General features: G+C 64.9%; 19 protein-coding genes. 8 read left to right on the top strand and 11 right to left on the bottom strand.

Annotated features, from left to right (window positions below):
- Window positions 1-50 precede the first annotated feature (50 nt).
- The 4 genes from FN060_RS11480 to FN060_RS11465 form a co-directional block, all read right to left on the bottom strand.
- Complete coding sequence (locus FN060_RS11480; RefSeq protein WP_244665751.1) at window positions 51-1,820, bottom strand: methyl-accepting chemotaxis protein; 1,770 nt, start codon at window positions 1,818-1,820, stop codon at window positions 51-53.
- Between the two features lie 519 nt (window positions 1,821-2,339).
- Window positions 2,340-3,350 carry a 2-hydroxyacid dehydrogenase gene (locus FN060_RS11475; protein ID WP_142588139.1) on the bottom strand — a complete coding sequence of 337 codons (1,011 nt, stop codon included), beginning with the start codon at window positions 3,348-3,350 and terminating at the stop codon, window positions 2,340-2,342.
- A 115-nt stretch (window positions 3,351-3,465) separates the two neighbouring features.
- The gene (locus FN060_RS11470; protein ID WP_077546918.1) at window positions 3,466-5,121 is read right to left on the bottom strand and encodes a PQQ-dependent sugar dehydrogenase; all 1,656 of its coding nucleotides are present in this window, start codon (window positions 5,119-5,121) and stop codon (window positions 3,466-3,468) included.
- Window positions 5,122-5,126: 5 nt separating this feature from the next.
- Window positions 5,127-5,573, bottom strand: coding sequence for a DUF2231 domain-containing protein (locus FN060_RS11465; protein WP_077546827.1), 447 nt, complete (start codon window positions 5,571-5,573; stop codon window positions 5,127-5,129).
- Between the two features lie 201 nt (window positions 5,574-5,774).
- On the opposite strand from FN060_RS11465, the gene FN060_RS11460 reads away from it, so the two are divergent.
- Both FN060_RS11460 and glpK read left to right on the top strand, forming a co-directional pair.
- The gene (locus FN060_RS11460) at window positions 5,775-7,229 is read left to right on the top strand and encodes a TrkH family potassium uptake protein (protein ID WP_077546826.1); all 1,455 of its coding nucleotides are present in this window, start codon (window positions 5,775-5,777) and stop codon (window positions 7,227-7,229) included.
- Between the two features lie 83 nt (window positions 7,230-7,312).
- On the top strand, window positions 7,313-8,806 hold the full coding sequence (gene glpK, locus FN060_RS11455) for a glycerol kinase GlpK (RefSeq protein ID WP_142588138.1): 1,494 nt from the start codon (window positions 7,313-7,315) through the stop codon (window positions 8,804-8,806).
- Between the two features lie 13 nt (window positions 8,807-8,819).
- Here the strand turns inward: glpK and FN060_RS11450 are convergent, their stop codons facing one another.
- From FN060_RS11450 to FN060_RS11430, 5 genes are all read right to left on the bottom strand, one after another.
- Window positions 8,820-9,371 carry an SH3 domain-containing protein gene (locus tag FN060_RS11450; RefSeq protein WP_142588137.1) on the bottom strand — a complete coding sequence of 184 codons (552 nt, stop codon included), beginning with the start codon at window positions 9,369-9,371 and terminating at the stop codon, window positions 8,820-8,822.
- A 37-nt stretch (window positions 9,372-9,408) separates the two neighbouring features.
- On the bottom strand, window positions 9,409-9,900 hold the full coding sequence (locus FN060_RS11445) for an invasion associated locus B family protein (RefSeq protein ID WP_052638988.1): 492 nt from the start codon (window positions 9,898-9,900) through the stop codon (window positions 9,409-9,411).
- A gap of 210 nt (window positions 9,901-10,110) precedes the next feature.
- Window positions 10,111-10,542, bottom strand: a complete 432-nt coding sequence (locus FN060_RS11440; protein ID WP_142588136.1) for a VOC family protein — start codon at window positions 10,540-10,542, stop codon at window positions 10,111-10,113.
- An 88-nt stretch (window positions 10,543-10,630) separates the two neighbouring features.
- The gene (locus tag FN060_RS11435) at window positions 10,631-11,086 is read right to left on the bottom strand and encodes a GFA family protein (protein ID WP_077546821.1); all 456 of its coding nucleotides are present in this window, start codon (window positions 11,084-11,086) and stop codon (window positions 10,631-10,633) included.
- A 12-nt stretch (window positions 11,087-11,098) separates the two neighbouring features.
- Window positions 11,099-11,803: a glutathione S-transferase N-terminal domain-containing protein gene (locus tag FN060_RS11430; protein WP_142588135.1), complete on the bottom strand. Its 705-nt coding sequence runs from the start codon at window positions 11,801-11,803 to the stop codon at window positions 11,099-11,101.
- A gap of 277 nt (window positions 11,804-12,080) precedes the next feature.
- Between FN060_RS11430 and FN060_RS11425 the strand changes: the two genes are divergently transcribed.
- The 5 genes from FN060_RS11425 (at window position 12,081) to FN060_RS11405 (ending at window position 16,588) form a co-directional block, all read left to right on the top strand.
- Window positions 12,081-13,754, top strand: a complete 1,674-nt coding sequence (locus tag FN060_RS11425) for a BCCT family transporter (protein ID WP_183949620.1) — start codon at window positions 12,081-12,083, stop codon at window positions 13,752-13,754.
- A gap of 86 nt (window positions 13,755-13,840) precedes the next feature.
- Window positions 13,841-14,215, top strand: coding sequence for a YciI family protein (locus tag FN060_RS11420; RefSeq protein ID WP_142588133.1), 375 nt, complete (start codon window positions 13,841-13,843; stop codon window positions 14,213-14,215).
- The gene (locus tag FN060_RS11415; protein WP_142588132.1) at window positions 14,212-15,462 is read left to right on the top strand and encodes an RNA polymerase sigma factor; all 1,251 of its coding nucleotides are present in this window, start codon (window positions 14,212-14,214) and stop codon (window positions 15,460-15,462) included. Before FN060_RS11420 ends, FN060_RS11415 begins: the two co-directional genes overlap by 4 nt.
- Before the next feature lie 84 nt (window positions 15,463-15,546).
- Window positions 15,547-16,017: an SRPBCC family protein gene (locus FN060_RS11410; RefSeq protein WP_142588131.1), complete on the top strand. Its 471-nt coding sequence runs from the start codon at window positions 15,547-15,549 to the stop codon at window positions 16,015-16,017.
- Window positions 16,018-16,159: 142 nt separating this feature from the next.
- Window positions 16,160-16,588, top strand: a complete 429-nt coding sequence (locus FN060_RS11405; RefSeq protein WP_142588130.1) for a hypothetical protein — start codon at window positions 16,160-16,162, stop codon at window positions 16,586-16,588.
- Between the two features lie 78 nt (window positions 16,589-16,666).
- On the opposite strand, the gene FN060_RS11400 is transcribed toward FN060_RS11405, so the two are convergent.
- Window positions 16,667-17,323: a DUF2306 domain-containing protein gene (locus tag FN060_RS11400; RefSeq protein WP_142588129.1), complete on the bottom strand. Its 657-nt coding sequence runs from the start codon at window positions 17,321-17,323 to the stop codon at window positions 16,667-16,669.
- Between FN060_RS11400 and FN060_RS11395 the strand changes: the two genes are divergently transcribed.
- Complete coding sequence (locus FN060_RS11395; RefSeq protein WP_211181471.1) at window positions 17,310-18,218, top strand: LytTR family DNA-binding domain-containing protein; 909 nt, start codon at window positions 17,310-17,312, stop codon at window positions 18,216-18,218. The genes FN060_RS11400 and FN060_RS11395 overlap by 14 nt on opposite strands.
- Before the next feature lie 61 nt (window positions 18,219-18,279).
- Here FN060_RS11395 and FN060_RS11390 read toward each other — a convergent pair whose 3' ends face one another.
- The gene (locus FN060_RS11390; protein ID WP_142588128.1) at window positions 18,280-19,356 is read right to left on the bottom strand and encodes a class I SAM-dependent methyltransferase; all 1,077 of its coding nucleotides are present in this window, start codon (window positions 19,354-19,356) and stop codon (window positions 18,280-18,282) included.
- Window positions 19,357-19,443: the final 87 nt, after the last annotated feature.

The following is a 19,443-nucleotide window of genomic DNA, read 5'->3' as shown; positions in this document are numbered from 1 at the left end:
GGGACGCAGCCTTTAGCTCTATGGCGCATGAAGCGCGGGAGTGGCGGGCCCTAGAAATCCTGCCACTGGTGGGCGGCTGCCGCAGCGCTTGCGCCCATGCCCCGCCCTATCCTCTGCGTCAGCTGGTGCACGGGGGAGGCGGCAGCGGCACGATGATTGTCCTGCGCAGGTGAGGCCGCAGCCGGTTCGCCGGCCTCGACGCGGAATTGCGCGAGCAGCTGGAACAGCGCCTGGGCTTCGCTCGCGAGGCTGTGACTTGCCGCGTTCGACTGCTCGACCATGGCGGCATTCTGCTGCGTGCCCTGGTCCATGGTGTTGACGGCGACGTTGATCTCCCGCAGGCCGACAGACTGTTCGCGTGCACCCTCGACGATGGCCGCGACGTTGACGTTGATCTCCTTGACCTGCTCGACGATCCGCGCAAGCGCTTCACCAGTCTCACCGACCAGGCCGACGCCGGTCTTGACCTGTTCGCCGGACTGGCTGATCAGCGCCTTGATCTCCTTGGCGGCGGTGGCCGAACGCTGGGCGAGTTCACGCACCTCCTGCGCAACCACTGCGAAGCCCTTGCCGGCTTCCCCCGCGCGCGCCGCCTCGACCCCGGCATTCAGGGCAAGCAGGTTGGTCTGGAAGGCGATATCGTCGATCACGCCGATGATGTTGGTGATCTCCTTCGACGACTTCTCGATTGCGCCCATGGCGTTGATCGCCTTGCCGACGATCTCGCCGGAGCGTTCCGCATTCTGCCGTGCATCGATCACGAGCTTGCCGGCTTCGTCCGCGCGGCGGCTGGAATCGGCAACCGTCTGGGTGATCTCCTCCAGAGCTGCCGCGGTTTCCTCGACGGAGGCGGCCTGCTGCTCCGTGCGGCGCGACAAGTCGTCGGCTGCTGACTTCATTTCACCCGACCCGGCCGCGATCGCCTTGGCGTTCTCGCGGATACCGCGCATCGCCTCCCGCAGGCGGGCTGCTGTCTGGTTGAAGTCGACGCGAAGCTGCTCGAGGCTCGGGATGAAGGCACGGGGGATGTCGCAACAGAGATCGCCCGATGCCAGCGACTGCAGGCCGTTGCCGAGGGTGGTGACGCTCTCGACCCGGCCGGTGACGTCGGTTGCAAACTTCACCACCTTGATGACCTTGCCGTCGGGACCGAGGATCGGATTGTAGGAGGCCTGGATGTAGATCCTGTTGCCGGCGCGGCCAATGCGGGTGAATTCCTCGGAGAAGAACTCGCCGTTGCGCAGCCGCTCCCAGAAGCGCTTGTAGTCGTCAGTGCGGACGTAGTCCGGTTCGCAGAACATGGCGTGATGCTTGCCGACGATTTCGGAGAGCTGGTAGCCGAGCGTCTTCAGGAAGTTCTCATTGGCGGTGAGGATGTCGCCATTCGGCGTGAACTCGATCACGGCCTGGGCACGCGAGAGGGCGGCTAGCTTGCCGGCATCCTCGGTGCTTCTCAACTTGCTCTCGGTGATGTCGGTCGCGAACTTGACAATCTTGACCGGCTTGCCGCGGCGGAAGACCGGGTTGTAGGAGGCCTCGATCCAGATCTCGCGACCGCCCTTGGCGATGCGGCGATACTGGCGCCGGTCGAAATGGCCCTCGGCGAGACGATCCCAGAAAGTCTTGTAGTCAGGGCTTGCAGCGTCTGCCGGATCGACGAACAGCCGATGGTGCTGACCGACGATCTCGGAGAGCTCGTAGCCGAGCGCCTTGCAGAAGTTTTCGTTGGCAGTCAGGATGCGTCCCGTCAGGTCGAATTCGATGATGGCCTGCGAGCGGCCCACCGCATCGAGGATCGCCTCGGCGTCGCGGTTGTTCATGAACGGTATTCCCATAGATCACTCCTCTGTACGCGGTATTGCGGTCGCGCTTGATCGCCGCTGTCGCGTCGGCGACAGGCGTCGTGGTTGCTTTGAAGGCGTCCCGACGGCTCATCAGGCGGCGGTACGCGGATATTTGCTGGGTAGTCTCCCGCTGCGGGCGGCAGGTTGCGGACAATCATCCGCCTCCGGGTCCTCGGGCCCGCACTGCAAGAACTAGTAGTGAGTCATTGACGGATGATTAACGAAGTTGCTTGTGCCTGCGAAGGAACATTTTTCCGAGACATCGCCTGCATCGGCGACCGTGTTCAATGCAATCTACGGCCATTGGTTGCGACCGGATCAGATCGCGATCAAGCTGGGTTAACAGACACTTATCTTCCTAGCGGTACTTCGATCGATGCGCGCCAGATGGAGCGCCCGCCCAGCAGGTCAGCAGGGTTCGGTGGAAATATTCCGGCGCCAAGCCATTGGCTCGTCCTCACCGGCGTCGTTCGCGCGGGTGCCACAACCGCCGTCTCAGGTCTTCGCGGCGAGATAGTCCACTGTCACGGCATGCAGGGGCTTGCCGCTGTCGCGGAAGCTCAGGATGTTGCCGATGGTCGTCTCGGCAATTGCGTCGAGTGCCTCGCGGGTGAAGAAGGCCTGGTGGCCGGTGATCAGCACGTTGGGAAAAGTCAGGAGACGGGCGAAGACGTCATCGCGCAGAACCTCGTTCGACAGGTCCTCGAAGAAGAGGTCTGCCTCTTCCTCGTAGACGTCGAGGCCGAGGCTGCCGATGGTGCCGTCCTTGAGGCCGGTGATTGCCGCATGGGCATCGATCACCGCGCCGCGGCTGGTGTTGATGAGCATAACCCCCGGCTTCAGGAGCGGCAGGGTTTCAGCGCTGATCATGTGACGGGTTTCAGGCGTCAGCGGGCAGTTCAGGCTGAGGATGTCGGACTGCCGGAAGAGTTCCTCCCGCTCCACGTAATGCATGCCGAGCGCCTCGCATTCCGGGTTCGGCCGGACATCATGGCCGAGCAGCCTGCAGCCGAAGCCTGCGGCGATCTTCGCCAGGACCGCGCCGATCTTGCCGGTTCCGACAATGCCCATCGTCTTGCCGTCGAGGTCGAAACCGAGCAGGCCATCCAGCGCGAAGTTGCCTTCACGGACGCGGTTATAGGCGCGATGGATCTTGCGGTTGAGCGACAGGATGATCGCCATCGTGTGTTCGGCCACCGCATGCGGCGAATAGGCGGGAACGCGGGCGACGGCGATGCCGATCTCGGCGGCCGCCTCGAGATCGACATTGTTGAAGCCGGCGCTGCGCAGGGCGACCAGCCGCACGCCAAGCTGCGCCAGCCGCTCCATGACCGGGCGTGAAAGTTCGTCGTTTACGAAGGCGCAGACGGCTTCCGAGCCCTCAGCCAGCGCCGCCGTGTCCAGCGAAAGGCGTGATTCCGAATAGCGCAGCTCGACCCCGCGTGCGGCAGCACGGTCGAGGAACAGCCGGTCGTAAGGCTTGGTGCTGAAAACGGTGACTTTCATATTCCCCTCGTTCGCTTCGCCGGGACGATGCCATGTCGCTCGCCGCCAGTCCATCAGTGGCAGCGAGCGACATGCCGGCCGCCGGGGAGAAGGCAGCCGAAAGGAAGGACCCTGATCAGCCGCCCGGCTGGACGGCAGCTTCGGGTTCAGTGGCCGGCACGTCCGTCTGCGGCGGCGCCGGGCGCTCGCCACCTGGTGCGGCTTCGGGAGCCTCGCCGGCCGGCTGGGTTTCAGGGTTCGCAGGCTCGGCCGGGACGACGCCCGGGGTTTCCGCAGGCGGCGTGTCCGGAGCTGATGCAGGCGGAGCGGCTGCGGGTGCCGTGCCCTCAGCGGTGCCCGGTTCTGTCGCCGGAGAGGGCGCGGCCGTGCCTGTTCCGGCCGGGGCAGCGCCGCCCGCTGCACCCTGCAGGGGCTGGTCCGTTGCGATCGGCTCCGGAATGGTCGTGCCGTCGGCCGGTGCAACGCGCCAGACCGTGTTGCCGGAATCATCGGCAACGAGCAGTGCTCCCGTACCGTCGATCCCGACACCGACCGGCCGGCCGCGGGCATTGTCGCCATCGAGGAAACCGGTCACCACGTCCTGCGCCATGCCGGACGGCTTGCCGTTCTCGAAGGGGATGTAGATGACCTTGTAGCCGTTGAAGGCGCTACGGTTCCAGCTGCCGTGCTCGCCCACGAAGGCGCCGTTGGCATAGGGCTCCGGCATGGCCGATCCATTGGTGAAGGTCATGCCGAGGGCAGCCACATGGCTCGACAGCGCATAGTCGGGTTTGATTGCCTTCTCGACCAGGTCCGGCCGCGGCGGGTGCACGCGCTCGTCCACGTGGTCACCGAAATAGCTCCAGGGCCAGCCGTAGAAGCCGTCTTCCTGGACCGAGGTCATGTAGTCGGGAACAAGGTTCGGACCCAGTTCATCGCGCTCGTTGATGACGGCCCAAAGTTCCCCGGTCTCGGGATGAAAGGTGAGGCCGTTCGGGTTGCGCAGCCCCGAGGCAAAGATGCGAGAGGCACCGGTTTCCCGGTCGACCTGCCAAATCGCGGCGCGGCCCTTTTCCGCCTCCAGCCCGCGTTCGCCGGCATTGGAATTGGAGCCGACGGAGGCGTAGAGGAAGCGGCCGTCCGGGCTGAGTGCCAGGTCCTTGGTCCAGTGGTGGTTGATCGGCCCCCCGGGAAGCGGGGTCAGCACGCCAGGTTCGCCGCCAACGGTCGTCTCGCCGAGCCGGTAGGGATAGGCGAGGATGGCGTCGGCAGCGGCGACGTAGAGGGTATCATCGGCCCAGGCCACGCCGAAGGGCGAGTTCAGCTTGGTCAACAGGTCGTGGCGCTCATCCACCTCGCCATCACGGTTCGTATCGCGCAGCAGAGTGATGAGATTGCTCTCCTTCTGCGCGCCACCGCCTCCGCCACGGGCCATCGACATGATGAAGCCGCGCACGTAGTCCTTCGGCCGCTCGGTCGGCTTGCCTTCCGGTGCCTTGCCCTGCACCACGAGGACGTCGCCGTTCGGCAGCGTGTGCACGGTGCGCGGATTGGCAAGATCGGTGGCGTAGGCGGATATCGTCAGCCCTTCGGGTACGGTGGGGGTCTCGCCGTCCTGCCAGCCGACCACTTCGGCGACCTTCAGGTCCGGGAGGAGCTCGGTCGACGGCTCCGGCAGCACTGGGTCGGGTCCGATCTGCTGGGTGACGTCGAAATCGCCGTTCTCTTCACTGCAGCCCACAAGCGCGAGCGCCAGGAGCGAGACTGTGGCGAGGGTGGAGGTTCTGGTCATAAAAGTCATCGTTCGACACTCCAGATCACGCGGGACCGTCGGCGGGCGGCAAGGACCACGGTCAGGAACGCTAGCACGACGGTGACGACGGAAAGGATGAGGCCGTTCGGCACGACCGCGGTCCAGCCGTCGCCTGCATGGACGAAGCTGTTGACGACGGCCACGGCGAGCATCAGGGCATAGCCGATGGCGGCTGCCCAACCGGGGCCCAGGATGCGCGTCGAGCGGCGCAGCATGTCCACGAGCCCGGCCAACAGACCAACGGCGCCGACGACCAGGCCGAAGAAGAGAAGCCAGGACGAGAAGTTGCTCCACATCAGGAACGAGGTTCGCCAGTAGGCGATGTCGGTTACCAGTGCGAGCGTGAAGCAGACGAAGGGAAAGGGCACGAAGAAGGTCCGTAGCGGAAATCCGGCCCTTCCGGTCGTGGTGGTGGTATAGGTGGTGGTCATCTCGGCGCCTCGATGCGAGTGGGTCGGACACGACAGTTACGGCTGACGACGACTTTTGTTCCAAGTGCTGGGACCGCTTGCTCCCATCCGCTTTGATGCCGGGCTATTGGAGCGGCCCGGACTCATGCTAGAGAGGCGCCAATTGCACCTGCGCCCGGCAGGCCGTCCGGCTCGTCCGGCGGCGGATCGAACGGCCATACCTTGAACGCGACCCTCTTTCGCTCCGTCCTTCACATTTCAGCATTGTGCGGCCTCTATCTGTCCGCTGCCATGTTCGTGCCCGCCATGGCCGATCTCTATGTCGGCCATCCGGACTGGCAGGTGTTCGCGATGTCGGGAATTCTCTGCGGCGGCATCTTCACGCTTGCGGCCGTTGCCACGAGCGGCCCGCCGCCCGTCTTCACCCGACGTTTCGGCTTCCTGCTCGTCAATGTAATGTGGACGACCTTCACCATCGTCGGCGCCATTCCCTTCTACCTGTCGAGCTACGACCTGACGCTGGCGCAGGCTGTCTTCGAATCGGTCTCCGGCATCACCACGACCGGAGGAACGGTGCTCGTGGGGCTGGACAATCTTCCGCCCGGCCTGCTGCTCTGGCGTTCTCTGATCGTCTGGCTTGGGGGCATCGGCATTGTCGGGCTTGGGCTTTTCATCCTGCCGGACCTGCGCGTCGGCGGATTGTCCTTCTTCAAGCTCGAATCCTCAGACACCAGCGAGAAGACGTTCTCGCGTCTTGCCAGCTTCACGCGCGCCTTCATGGCAATCTATTTCGGCATCACGCTCGCCTGCGCGATTGGCTATGCCTGGGCCGGCATGAGCGTTTTCGACGCCGTCAATCACGCCTTCACCACCGTCGCGACCGGCGGTTACTCGACCCACGACGCTTCGTTCGGCTATTTCCAGAGCCTCCCGCTTCTTTGGGTGGCAACCTTCTTCATGACGATCAGCAGCCTGCCTTTCTCGGTGATGATCCTGCTTGCGCTGCGCAAGCGGATCTCCGTGCTGCGCGATCCGCAGATCCTCGCCTTCCTTGGCTATCTGACGGTGCTGTCCACGCTCGTCGGCATCCATCACCACCTCACCAGCGACGTGGAAATCGGGCAGGCGCTGACGCACGCCTTCTTCAACATCAGTTCGCTTCTGTCGACCACCGGATTTGCCAGCCAGGACTATACGCTGTGGGGACCGTTTGCAGTGACTGTCGCTTTCTTCGCGACCTTCATCGGCGGCTGCACAGGGTCGACGGCGGGCGGCATCAAGGCCTATCGCTTTGTCGTCCTGTACGGCGTGGTGCGGGCAGGCCTTCAGCGGCTGATCTATCCCAGCTCGATCGCCATCGTCCGCTACGGCCGCCACACCGTGGAGCCGGAGGTTCAGCGGAGCATCTTCCTGTTCCTCGCCCTATACATGCTTCTCTGGGCTCTGGGTGCGATCGCCCTCGGGGCGCTTGGTTACGATGTGGCAACCGCGCTCTCCGGTTCGATCACCTCGCTCTCCAACGTCGGGCCGGGGATAGGCACGATCATCGGCCCCGCCGGCAATTTTTCCACCATCAGCGATCCCGCCCTCAACGTCATGTCGGCTCTCATGCTGCTGGGACGCCTGGAGGTGTTGACCGTGCTGGTGCTCCTGGTGCCTGTCTTCTGGCGCGATTGAGGCGGCAACCTGCAACCCGTTGACAGCCCTTCTGCGCATCTGCTCAAACCTTGGCCAGGAATGAGGAGCATGAGGAGGGCTCTATGGCTGGTTATGTGCTGGCGATCGACCAGGGAACGACGTCCAGTCGCGCGATCGTTTTCGACGAGAACATGAAGATCGCCGGGGTCGGCCAGAAGGAGTTCACGCAGATCTTCCCGAAATCCGGCTGGGTCGAACATGACCCCGAGGAAATCTGGGGGAGCGTCGTCCTGACGATCCGCCAGGCGATCCGCAAGGCCGGCATCCGGGCCTCCGACATTGCCGCGATCGGCATCACCAACCAGCGCGAGACTGTCGTGGTCTGGGAGCGCGAGACGGGCCAGGCGATCCACAATGCCATCGTCTGGCAGGACCGGCGCACCGCGGGCGACTGCGAGCGGATGAAGGGGGAGGGGCTGGAGACCCTCTTCACGGAAAGGACCGGTCTGCTGCTCGATCCCTATTTTTCCGGCACGAAGCTCTCCTGGCTGCTCAAGAACGTCGAGGGCGCCAGGTCGCGGGCGGCGAATGGCGACCTCTGCTTCGGGACGATCGACACCTACCTCATCTGGCGGCTCACCGGTGGCCGGAGTTTCGTCACCGACGCCACCAATGCCTCGCGCACGCTGATCTACAACATCGCGCAGAACCGCTGGGACGATGACCTTCTCGCGATCCTGGACATTCCCGCCGCCATGCTGCCGGAAGTGAAGGATTGCGCCGATGATTTCGGGGTAACCGACGAGCGGCTGTTCGGCGCGGCGATCCCGATCCTCGGGGTTGCCGGCGACCAGCAGGCGGCGACGATCGGTCAGGCCTGCTTCGAGCCCGGCATGATCAAGTCGACCTATGGGACCGGCTGCTTTGCGGTGCTGAACACAGGCTCCGAGATCGTGCCGTCGAAGAACCGCCTGCTGACGACCATCGCCTATCGCCTGGATGGCGAGACCACCTATGCGCTGGAAGGCTCGATCTTCATCGCCGGCGCCGCCGTGCAATGGCTGCGCGACGGGCTCGGGATCATCCGCAAGGCGGAACAGACCGGGCAACTGGCCGACAGTGCCGATCCGGAGCAGGCCGTCTATCTCGTGCCGGCCTTTACCGGCCTCGGCGCCCCCCATTGGGACGCCGAAGCGCGCGGCGCGATCTTCGGCCTCACCCGCAATACGGGGCCGGCGGAACTGTCGCGGGCTGCGCTGGAGGCGGTCTGCTACCAGACCCGCGACCTCCTCGATGCCATGCACAAGGACTGGCAGAGCGATGGCCGGCAGACGGTGCTGCGGGTGGACGGCGGCATGGTCGCCTCCGACTGGACGATGCAGCGGCTCGCCGATCTGCTCGATGCGCCCGTCGATCGTCCGACCATCCTCGAGACCACGGCGCTCGGCGCCGCCTGGCTTGCCGGTTCAAGGGCAGGCGTCTGGCCGGGGAGGGAGGAGTTTGCGCGCCGCTGGGCCCGCCAGCGCTGCTTCGAGCCGCAGATGGACGACGATGTAAGGGAGGCGAAGATCCGCGGCTGGAAGGATGCCGTCAGGCGGACGCTGACCGGAGGATGACGGCCACCGGGTCCTACTTGAAGCGTTCGCCGGGATAGACGCCCCAGAGCGACGACTGGTCGACATAGCCTTCGACGCTGTTGCGGGGCAGGCTGACCTCGCACCAGCGGCCGTCGCAGGTCTTCACCTGCATCAACACCCGGGGGGAGAGCTGTGCCCGGACCGATGCGCCGGACGAAGCGGATCGCCTGAGCGGGATCGGTTCGTCGAGCCATGGCCCGACGATGGCGGTCCGGTCTCCGGACAGAAGCGCGCCCGACATCCAGCCGCTGACGCCCTCGAAGTCGCGTACGCGGCGCCAGTTGCCGTATTCCTCCGTGATTTCCAGCGGCAGCCCTCGCTGCGTATAGAGCCAGCTGGTCGCATAGTCGGTGGACGGACCGATGCGCATGCGCGCCTTGGCAGCCTTCAGCGAGACGAACCGGGGAACGGCGTAGCCGGTTTCCCGGCCGCTGCGGAAGCCGGAGCCGGCATCCGCAGCGATTGCCGGCGGCAGGCCGGCCACCAGGGCGGCGACTGCAACGAGACCGGCCGCGCAATGGCGTGTGAATCTTGTGCTGATCATGCGGGTGCGAATGTCGTGCAGGCGAGCTTCGCCGCGATCAGTTGCACTTGCGCACTTCGTTCAGCGCCGCGGTCACGCCCTTCAGGGAATAGGCATAGCTGGTATTGGTGCCACGCTGCGAGGTCGCCTCGATGACGAGTTCGCGACCGGCCCGCATGGCGTTGACCATTTCCGGCTCATTCGCCTGGTTCTTCACCCAGGCAGCGTTGTCCTTCGGCGCCATGGTGAAGCTCTTGTCGTCCACGCGTACCCTGACCTCCGCCGACGGATTGAGGGTGTAGCCCATGATCGCCTGCGGCGCGTAGCTCGATCCCTGCGGCGCCACCAGCACGAAATTGTCGCCATGGTTGACGTTGCCCGGCTGCTTGGTCACGGGAACCGACAGCGCGTAGCAGTTCTTCTGGCCGTTCTGGGTATAGGAATAGACGCCCCAGGCATCGAATTGCTTTATCCTGGTGGGCTGTGCGCTGGCGACCGCGGCCGAGCCGAGCATGAGCGAAAGAGCAAAGCAGCACGTCCGGGTGAACATCTTGCCTCCATCTGTTTGCGTGCGTGGATGATGGCCCGCATGTCGCTGCGCAGCCGTCTGTGATAGGGCTCTAATACAGATGGTGAGGGTTACCGGGAAGTTAAAAGCCGACCCGGAATAGTGCATCTCCCGCTCACAAAGGGGTGAGGAGCAGCGTGAAGAGGGTGGGCGGCGCGCGCCATCCACCCTCTCTTCAGGACATGAGCCAACTTATGACTTCACGGGCTCGTTCATCGCCCAGAGGACCCCGAAAGGGTCGCGCAGCTGGCCGTAGCGGTCGCCCCAGAACATCACCTGAAGCTCCGTCACCACCTCCATGCCGGCGTCCACGGCACGCTTCCACCAGGTGTCGATACCTTCGACCGGCAGCATAACCGTGAAGGCCTGCGGTTTTTCGAGCGGATAGCCGTAGTCGGGGTAGGGGTCGCACAGCATCAGCGAACCACCGTTGATGTAGAGATGCACGTGCATGGTCCGGCCCTGATCGTCCGGCGGATGGGCGCCCGCGAATGTGGCACCTAGAGCGCGCTTGTAAAAATCGGCCGCCTTCATTGCTCCGTCCACCTGCAGGTAGGCGACAATACCGCCCTTTACCGGTTCGGCTTCCTGCTGTGGCGTATTGGCTTCGACAGTCGTGTCCATCTCATTACCCTCCTGTTGCTCGCCCGCGTGGGCGGGTGCTTCAAGGACGGCTCAGGGGCGGCCGCGCCGACACGTCGGAGCGAATTTTTCAACCGCGCGCCAGGAACTCCTTGGTCAGCGCCTCATAGGCTTCCATGGGCGGGAACTCCGGGAAGCTGTGGGTGGCGCCGGTCGTGGCCCAGGGAAGCTTGGCGCTGGTGTAGGTTTCGACAAAGGGGGAAAACCATGAGGCGTCGTCGAGCATAGTCGGGCGGATGTTGACGAAGGCATCGAGGAAGGTCGCCTTCGTGAACATCCAGCTCTTGCAGTGCGGGCAGTGATAGTGATGTAGGTCATCGCCATGAACGCCGCCGATCACCGGTTCGCCCTCGAGTACCTCGAAACCCTCAGAAGGAATGGCGGCGCTGCAGGAAAAGGCGCTGGCGCTCATCTTCTGGCAGCCACGGCAGTGGCAGGCCATGGTCAGAAGCGGCGGCGCGCTGATGCGGATGCGTACCTGACCGCAGCGGCAGGAACCCTCCATCGGCAGGACTGGCATGGGCATGAGGTCTCCTCCCTACGATCTGGCCGGAATGGTCAGCCCACGGTCCACCGCGGGTCTCGCGAGACCTCGCTCCAGCCATCGGGGCACGTGCTTCAACTCGTCGTACTGTACGAGTTCGCCAGCGCCATAGAAGCCGATCAGGTTGCGAACCCAGCCCAGCATGGCGATGTCGGCGATCGTGTACTCGTCGCCCATGATCCAGTCGCGGCCGCCGAGCCGGGTCTCCAGTACCCGGATCAGACGGGCGCTCTCCTTGGCGTAGCGGTCGCGCGGGCGCTTGTCCTCGTAGTCCTTGCCGGCGAACTTGTGGAAGAAGCCGAGCTGGCCGAACATCGGTCCCATGCCGCCCATCTGCCACATCACCCACTGGATCGCCTCGTAGCGTGCGGCTGGATCGGCAGGAAGGAGCTTGCCGGTCTTTTCCGCCAGGTAGACCAGGATCGCGCCGCTCTCGAACAGCGCCAGAGGCTGCCCGTTGGGGCCGCCAGGATCGAGGATCGCCGGGATCTTACCGTTCGGGTTCAGCGACAGGTATTCCGGACCCCAAGTCTCGTCCTGGCCGATGTCGATGTAGTGCGGTTCGTAGGGCAGGCCCGCCTCCTCCAGCATGATCGACACCTTCACGCCGTTCGGTGTCGGTGCCGAATAGAGCTGGAGGATGTCCGGGTTCTTCGCCGGCCAGCGGCTGGTGATCGGGAACATGGAGAGATCGGCCATAGGGTCCTCGCAGGCGTTGCAGTCGTGCAGAACTATAGAGCGCCGGGCAATGGATGCCAGTCGAGCGCCTGACGTTTTGCGGCCGAAATGTGGCGGAAGGGGTTGTCCTTGCGAGGCGGCTGCGCCATCTAGGCCCTCCTGATGCCGGCCGCCTCCCGCTTCGCGTGGGCAAGGCGAGGCTGCAGCGATTGCGTTCGTGCAACGTGCCCCGGCTTTCGCCGACCCTATCCGGACGACCCGAAGGTCGTGGCACCGGCCGAAGAAAATGGAGCAGATGATGACGGACCTGAGCGCTTCCAGCGCAGACGAAGCCATTCCCGCGCCGGAGGGCAGAACGCAGATCATCGATACCGAGTACGAGATCGGCCAGGACAACATCAACTACCGGCGACGCTTCGTCTTCGAGCTCGACATCCACAACATCGTGTTCAGCGTCTCGGCGCTGACCATCGTCGCCTTCACCTTCCTGACGCTGATGTTCCAGACGACGCTCGGGCCGGTCTTCACCGCCATTCGCGACACGCTGACCTCGAACCTCGCCTGGTTCTTCCTTCTGGCCGGCAATATCTTCGTGATTGCCTGCGTTGCCCTGATCTTCCTGCCGGTCGGGCGTGTCAGGCTCGGCGGACCCGATGCAACGCCGGACTACAGCCGCATGTCTTGGTTCTCGATGCTCTTTGCCGCCGGCATGGGGATCGGGTTGATGTTCTACGGCGTGTCCGAGCCCCTCGGCAATTACACCGCCGCCTTCGAAGGGCCGGTGGTGGAGGATGGCGTGCGGACGGACTGGGCGCCGCTCGGTGGCGTTCCAGGTGACGAGGAGGGCGCACGCCGTCTCGCCATGGCCGCCACGATCTTCCACTGGTCGCTGCATCCCTGGGCGATCTATGCGGTCGTCGCGCTGTCGCTGGCGCTGTTTGCCTACAACAAGGGTCTGCCCCTGACGCTCCGCTCCGTCTTCTACCCGATCTTCGGCGAGCGCGTCTGGGGCTGGCCGGGCCATGTGATCGATATCCTGGCCGTCTTCGCCACCATCTTCGGCCTGTCCACATCGCTTGGCATCGGTGCCGAACAGGCGGGGGCAGGGCTTAATTTCCTCTTCGGGCTACCCTCCGGCGTCGGCATGACCGCGTTCCTGGTGATCATCATCACCGGCGTCGCCACTGCTTCGGTCATCGCCGGTATGGACAAGGGCGTGAAGCGCCTGTCCGAAATCAACATGGCGCTGGCCTTCCTGCTCCTGATGTTCGTCATTCTCGTCGGCCCGACGCTGCAGATCCTGCGGAACTTCTTCCTGAACCTGCTCGCCTATGTGGAATACCTGCCGGCGCTGTCGAACCCGTTCGGCCGCGACGACGACAATTTCCGGCAGGGCTGGACGGCCTTCTACTGGGCCTGGTGGATCAGCTGGTCGCCCTTCGTCGGCATGTTCATCGCCCGCGTCAGCCGCGGCCGCACGGTGCGCGAGTTCCTGATCGCGGTGCTGCTCATCCCGTCACTCGTCTCGACGATCTGGATGACGGCGCTCGGTGGAACGGCGATCAGCCAGGTCGCTTCGCAGGGGCTCACCTCGGTGCAGGACGCGGCGCTCGAGATCCAGCTCTTCGAGATGCTGGCGCACCTGCCGCTGACGCAGCTGACCTCGCTGATCGGCATCATACTGGTGATCGTCTTCTTCGTTACCTCGTCCGATTCCGGGTCGCTGGTGATCGACACGATCGCGGCCGGCGGCAAGGTGAATGCGCCGGTTCCGCAACGTGTCTTCTGGGCGACGTTCGAGGGACTGGTTGCGATCGCCCTGATGCTGGGCGGCGGGCTTGCGGCGCTGCAGGCCATGGCGGTCTCCACCGGCTTTCCGTTTGCCATCGTGCTGCTCGCGGCGACCTGGTGCCTGTTCAAGGGCCTGATGGCGGAACCGCGGCCGCTCTCCGGGACGCCCAAAGCCGCCTGAGGCAGGCTGCCGGCCGCAGATTTTTTTGCTGCGGCCGGTCGGCGGTGGCGCCACTCCTTCGTCTTCCAATGGAGAAGGAGTTGACGATGCTTTACGCAATCCTCTGCTATGCCGACGAGGAAAAGGTGTTTGCCTGGTCGAAGGAGGAAGAGGCGGCCGTGATGGGGCGCCTCCAGGCCGTGCAGGAGCCGCTCGCAAAGGCCGGCAAGCTCGGGCCGACCGGACGGCTGATGCCGACGACGGCGGCCACCACGGTGCGCAAGGGCAGGGACGAGCCGCTGGTCGTCGATGGCCCCTTTGCCGAGACGAAGGAAGTGCTGCTCGGCTTCTATACCGTCGACGTCGAGAACCTCGACGAGGCGATCGCCTTTTCCAAGGAGCTCTCTGCCGTCAACCCTGGCTCCACCTCCTATGAGATCCGCCCACTCTACGTCTTCCATCCCGGGAGTTCCCCCACATGAAGGACCTCGCCTGGATCGATCTTGCGCTCACGGCGGCCCGGCCGCAGGCCATGGGCGCGCTCTTGCGCTATTTCCGTGACCTCGACACGGCGGAAGAGGCGTTTCAGGAGGCGTGCCTGAGGGCAATCCGGACCTGGCCTGACAAGGGGCCGCCGCGCGATCCAACCGCATGGCTGATCTTCGTCGGCCGCAACAGCGGCGTCGACCAGATCCGCAAGACGGCGCGCAACACTGCGTTGCCGGACGAGAAGGTGCTGTCCGACCTCTCCGATGCCGAGGCCGACATGGCTGAGCGGCTCGACAGCTCGCATTACCGCGACGACATCCTGCGGCTGATGTTCATCTGCTGCCATCCGGACCTGCCGGCGACGCAGCAGATCGCGCTGGCGCTCCGGATCGTGTCCGGCATCAGCGTCGCCCAGATTGCGCGCGCCTTCATCGTGTCGGAAAGCGCGATGGAGCAAAGGATCACCCGGGCGAAGGCGCGCGTCGCCAAGGCGGGGCTGCCGTTCGAGGCGCCGAGCGCCGCTGAGCGCGCCGAGCGGCTGCCGCCGGTCATGGCGATGATCTACCTCGTCTTCAACGAGGGCTATTCCGCGGGCATGAGCAATCCCGATGTTGCGGCGCTTTGCGAGGAGGCCATCCGGCTCGCCCGCCTGCTTCAGCGGATATTCCCGGCTGAGCCCGAGATCATGGGGCTTGCCGCGCTGATGCTGCTGCAGCATTCCCGCCGCGAGGCACGCTATGACGGAGAGGGGCAGATCATCCTGCTCGAGGATCAGGACCGCTCGCTCTGGGACCGACGGCAGATCGACGAGGCGCTGGCGCTGCTCGACAAGGCGATCCGCCACCGCAAGCCAGGGCCCTACCAGGTGCAGGCGGCGATCGCCGCGCTGCATGCACGTGCCGTGACGGCAGGGGAGACGGACTGGAAGGAGATCGAACTCCTCTACCAGCTCCTGGAAAAGCTCAACCCGTCGCCGGTCGTCTCGCTGAACCGGGTCGTCGCCTTTTCGAAGCTGCGCGGGCCTGTCGAGGCGCTCGCCATGCTGGAACCCCTGGCGGATGCGCTGGACGGCTACTTCTATTTCCATGGCGTGCGCGGCGCGCTGCTTGCCCAGACGGGCGAGACTAGGGAGGCGAGGGAGGCATTCGGCCGGGCGATCTCCCTTGCCCGCTCGCCAGCGGAGGCCGCCCATGTGCGGCTGGAACTGGACAAGCTGAAGGAAGAAGCCATCCCCTCCTGAAATCTTAACCTCGCCATGTCGGCAAACGCCACGGTCATTCGTCCTTGGAACATCACCAGATCATCGGAGGGATTGAAGATGGACATGACGAACAAGACACCGGGCCACGAACTCGTTCTGGTGCGCGAATTCGATGCGCCGCGCGAGAATGTCTACAAGGCCTGGACCACGCCGGAACTGATGAAAGTGTGGTTCTGCCCGGAGCCCTGGAAAGTGACCGAGGCCGATCTCGATCTTCGCGCCGGCGGGCGCTGCAATATCGTCATGGAGGGGCCGAACGGCGAGGTCATCCCGAACCGGGGCGTTTACCTCGAACTGGTCGAAAACGAGAAGCTCGTGGTGACTGACGCCTTTACCGAAGGCTGGGTCCCGACGGACAAGCCCTTCATGGTGGCGACCGTGCTCCTGGAGGAACTGCCGGGCGGGCGCACCCGCTATACCGCCAGGGCACTGCACTGGACGGAGGAGGACAAGAAGGCCCACGAAGAGATGGGCTTCCACGAAGGCTGGGGCAAGGCAGCCGACCAGCTGGCCGCGTTGCTGGCGCGGATGTGAACGGGCGCCAGTCGAAGACGAGAGGGAAGGGGTGATCCCTTCCCATCTTCCGGTTGAAGCGGTTGGTCTCCAAGTGTCCGCTAGGCCATGCCCACCGCGCCAAGGCCTAATCTGGTTCATGAGAGACGCAAGAAACGGTCTGTTGAGCCGAAGCGAAACTCATGCAGACATGGGCGGCACTCGTTTCGACAACTTCGGCCCGACCATGAAAGCTCTGCCTCTCGCTATCGCATCGTTTCTTGTGTTTGCCGCTGCGGCCTCCGCCCAGCCTGCGCCATCGCTCTACACGACCTGCGAGAAGCTGGTGGAGGATTTGAAGGGTTTCCATCCACCCGAGGGCGATCTCATTGTTATCGAGGTGACCGGCCCGCTGGAAGTGGCCGAGACCGGTGACGGCCTCGCCTATATGGGCGTCTGCGGAAACCAGGCGCCGAAGGTCATGTGCGTCACCTACAAGCTGAACGGGTTCGACGTCGGCGATCGCGTCACCGTTACCGGCTCCTTTCGGCGGCTGGAGCCGGACTTCATCGTGCTCGACCCCTGCCTGAACTCGCCTCCGGGACGGGAGTAAGCCAGTTCCGGAAGCACATGAACTGCTTCTCGCTTCGATTCCGCTGTCATGCGCAAGCGATTGACGACGCTTGTCTATTCAGCCCATTTGATCCAGCTGGACCTGTCGCGTCTCTCGCCTTGCGCGGTCGCTGCGGGCGAGGTAGAGCTCGGCGAGGATCAGGTTCGGCACCCAGGCCAGGAAGGAGATGATCGGGTAGCTGACATCGAAGGGGATGGTGAGCGCCCCGGCAATTGCGAGATAGACGCGCAGGTTGACGGCCGCAAAGGTGAGGGCCCAGGAGCGGATCATCCAGCGGCGGTGGTCGGGGAAGCGGCGCTCGCGAGCCCGCTGCCAGCCATAGCCGATCGTGAGCGCCCAGATCACCGACAGGCTGCCGAAGCCGGCGGTGGCGACCGGACCCATCGTGGTGCCAAGCGCGAGGACCAGCCCGGTGACGGCGCCGATCAGGCAGGCGACGGCGTAGACGCGGCCGGTCCACCGGTGTACCGCGGGCCGCGTTCGCAGCAGCCGCCCGACGAACTGGAAAGACCCGATCAACAGGGCCGTGGCGGCGGCAGCCGCGTGGAGGGGGAGCCAGGGCATGGCAAAGGCGTTGGCGACAATCTTCGGCGGCATGGGGCCGACGCCGATGACGTAGCGGTAGGAGGCGGCTGCGACCGCTACGCTGGCGAAGGTAGCGATAAGCCAAGTGACATTCCCAAGCGCCGGTACGCGTTGAATGACTGCATTCATGGGTCGATCTCCACAGGTTGCTGCCAGAAAACTCGCTCCCTACCGAAGCCGGCGCCAGCCGGATTTCGCCAATGGTGCCATGGCTTCGCGAGCGGTGCGGGATCGGGTAGGCTCGCATCTCGACTTCCGTCCTTCCCTGGGGCAAGAAACGGCAATGCGGCATGTCTCGGAGCTTGGCCTCTTCATCCTGATCGGCGCGGTTCTCGCGGTCCTTGGGCCCTATGGCACGGTGGAGGATCCAGTCCTTCCGCGAGCGCTCTTCTGGCTGGGAACGATCACGGCCGGCGGTGTGGTCGGGATCCTGTTCGACATGGTCGTGCAGCGAAGGCTGAAGGAGCCCTGGCTGCGCATGGCGGTCGTCTCGGTGGTAATGACGCCGGTGGTGACGCTGATCGTGCTGCAGGCGATGAACCTGCTGCTCGGTCACGACCACGCCGTCATGTCCCCCTTCACGCGGCAGCTGCTGTGGCAGGTTTTCATCGTCTGCCTCATCGTCATGGGACTGCGGACGCTCGTGCAGCGGAAGCCGGAGGCCTTGGTCGAAACGCGTACCGTGATTGCGCCGCCGTTGCCGGAGGCGGAGGCGAGGCTGCGCGGCCGGCTTTCCGCCCGGCGGCGGACGGCGCGGCTGATCGCGCTGGAAGCCGACGATCATTACGTGCGGGTCCATACCGATGCTGGCATCGAGCTCCTCACCCTGCGTTTCTCCGATGCGGTGGAGGAGCTCTGTAGCGCGCATGGCTATCGCGTCCACCGGTCCTGGTGGGTGGCGGCCGATGCCATCCGTTCGGCCCGCTGGCGGCGGGGAAGCGGAGAGCTGGAGCTGGAGGACGGGTCACTGGTTCCGATCAGCCGCAGCGGCGCGCCCTTGCTGCGCGCTGCGGGCTGGCTCTGAGGCCAGGCGACGGCCGCGGGGGAGGTCCTTCCCGCGGCCATCATCCGGTCCGCCGCCGTGGTCAGAGGCGGGCTTCGAGGATCAGGTTGAACGGCGTCTGCATCGCCCGGCGGAAGCGGGTGAAACCCGCCTTGCGGAAGATGTCCTTCAACCTTGCCTCGCCGGCCTGGGCGCCTAGGACGGTGTGGCCGCCATCCGAGATCGCATGGGCGCAGCAGATCGTCGTCGAGGCTGCGTAGTAGAGCCGGCCGACGGGCGAGATGTTGTCCTCCACCCGGTCGTTGGCGAAGGGCTCCACCAGCATCACCGTCCCATCCTTGGCCAGGGCCTTGGCCGCATGCGTGGCGGCTGCCACCGGATTGCCCATGTCGTGCAGGCAGTCGAAGAAGCAGATGAGGTCATAGCCCGTCCCCGGATAGTTCTCCGCCCGTGCGCTGGAGAAGGTGGCGCGATCGGAGACGCCGGCTTCCCTCGCCACCTGGCGGGCCTCCTCGACCGACTTGTCGTGCGTGTCGAAGCCGTGGAACGTTGAGTTGGGGAAGGCTTCTGCCATCAGCACGGTGGAGTGGCCGTGGCCGCAGCCGACATCGGCCACACGTGCCCCGGACTTCAACTTGTCGACCACCCCGTCGAGCGCCGGCAGCCATTCCGGCACGAGGCTGGCGCGGTAGGCGTTGCGGTAGAAGGACGCGACCCCGCAGAAGAGCCGGCCGTCATGGTCACCCCAGGGAATGCCGGCGCCGGTGCGGAAGGCCTCCACCACCTTTTCCTCGTCGGCCCACATCGAGGCCGGAGTCGCCCAGGCATTCGGGATGAACACCGGGCTGTCCTCGTTCGCCAGCACGAAGGCCTGTTCCGGCGTCAGTTCATAAGTGCCGCTGACGGCGTGGTAGGTCACATAGCCGCCCGCGACCTGCGAGTTCAGCCACTCGCGGACATAGCGTTCGGCGCAGCCGGCGCGGCTGGCGATCTCGCGCGAGGTGAGCGGCCCGCGGTCGGCCATCGCCTTGTAGAGGCCGAGCCGGTGGCCGAGGCTGACCATGACACCGCCATAGCCGGCGGAAAGGTCGCTGACGACGCGGCCGACCAACGTGTCGAGCTTGGCGCTGTCGATTGCCCTGGTTTGCAATGTATCCATTATGTTTCTCCTGGTTAAAGACCTCCGTTCGAGGTGAGGGGACCATCGCAGGCCGAGAGGTCGTCCGGCAGAGCGGTGCCGGCCAGA

The sequence above is a fragment of the Pseudorhizobium halotolerans genome (assembly GCF_902153235.2).
Taxonomy (GTDB): domain Bacteria; phylum Pseudomonadota; class Alphaproteobacteria; order Rhizobiales; family Rhizobiaceae; genus Neorhizobium; species Neorhizobium flavum.
The sequence above is the reverse complement of the archived record's forward strand: the minus strand, read 5'-3'. Positions and strand labels throughout refer to the sequence as shown.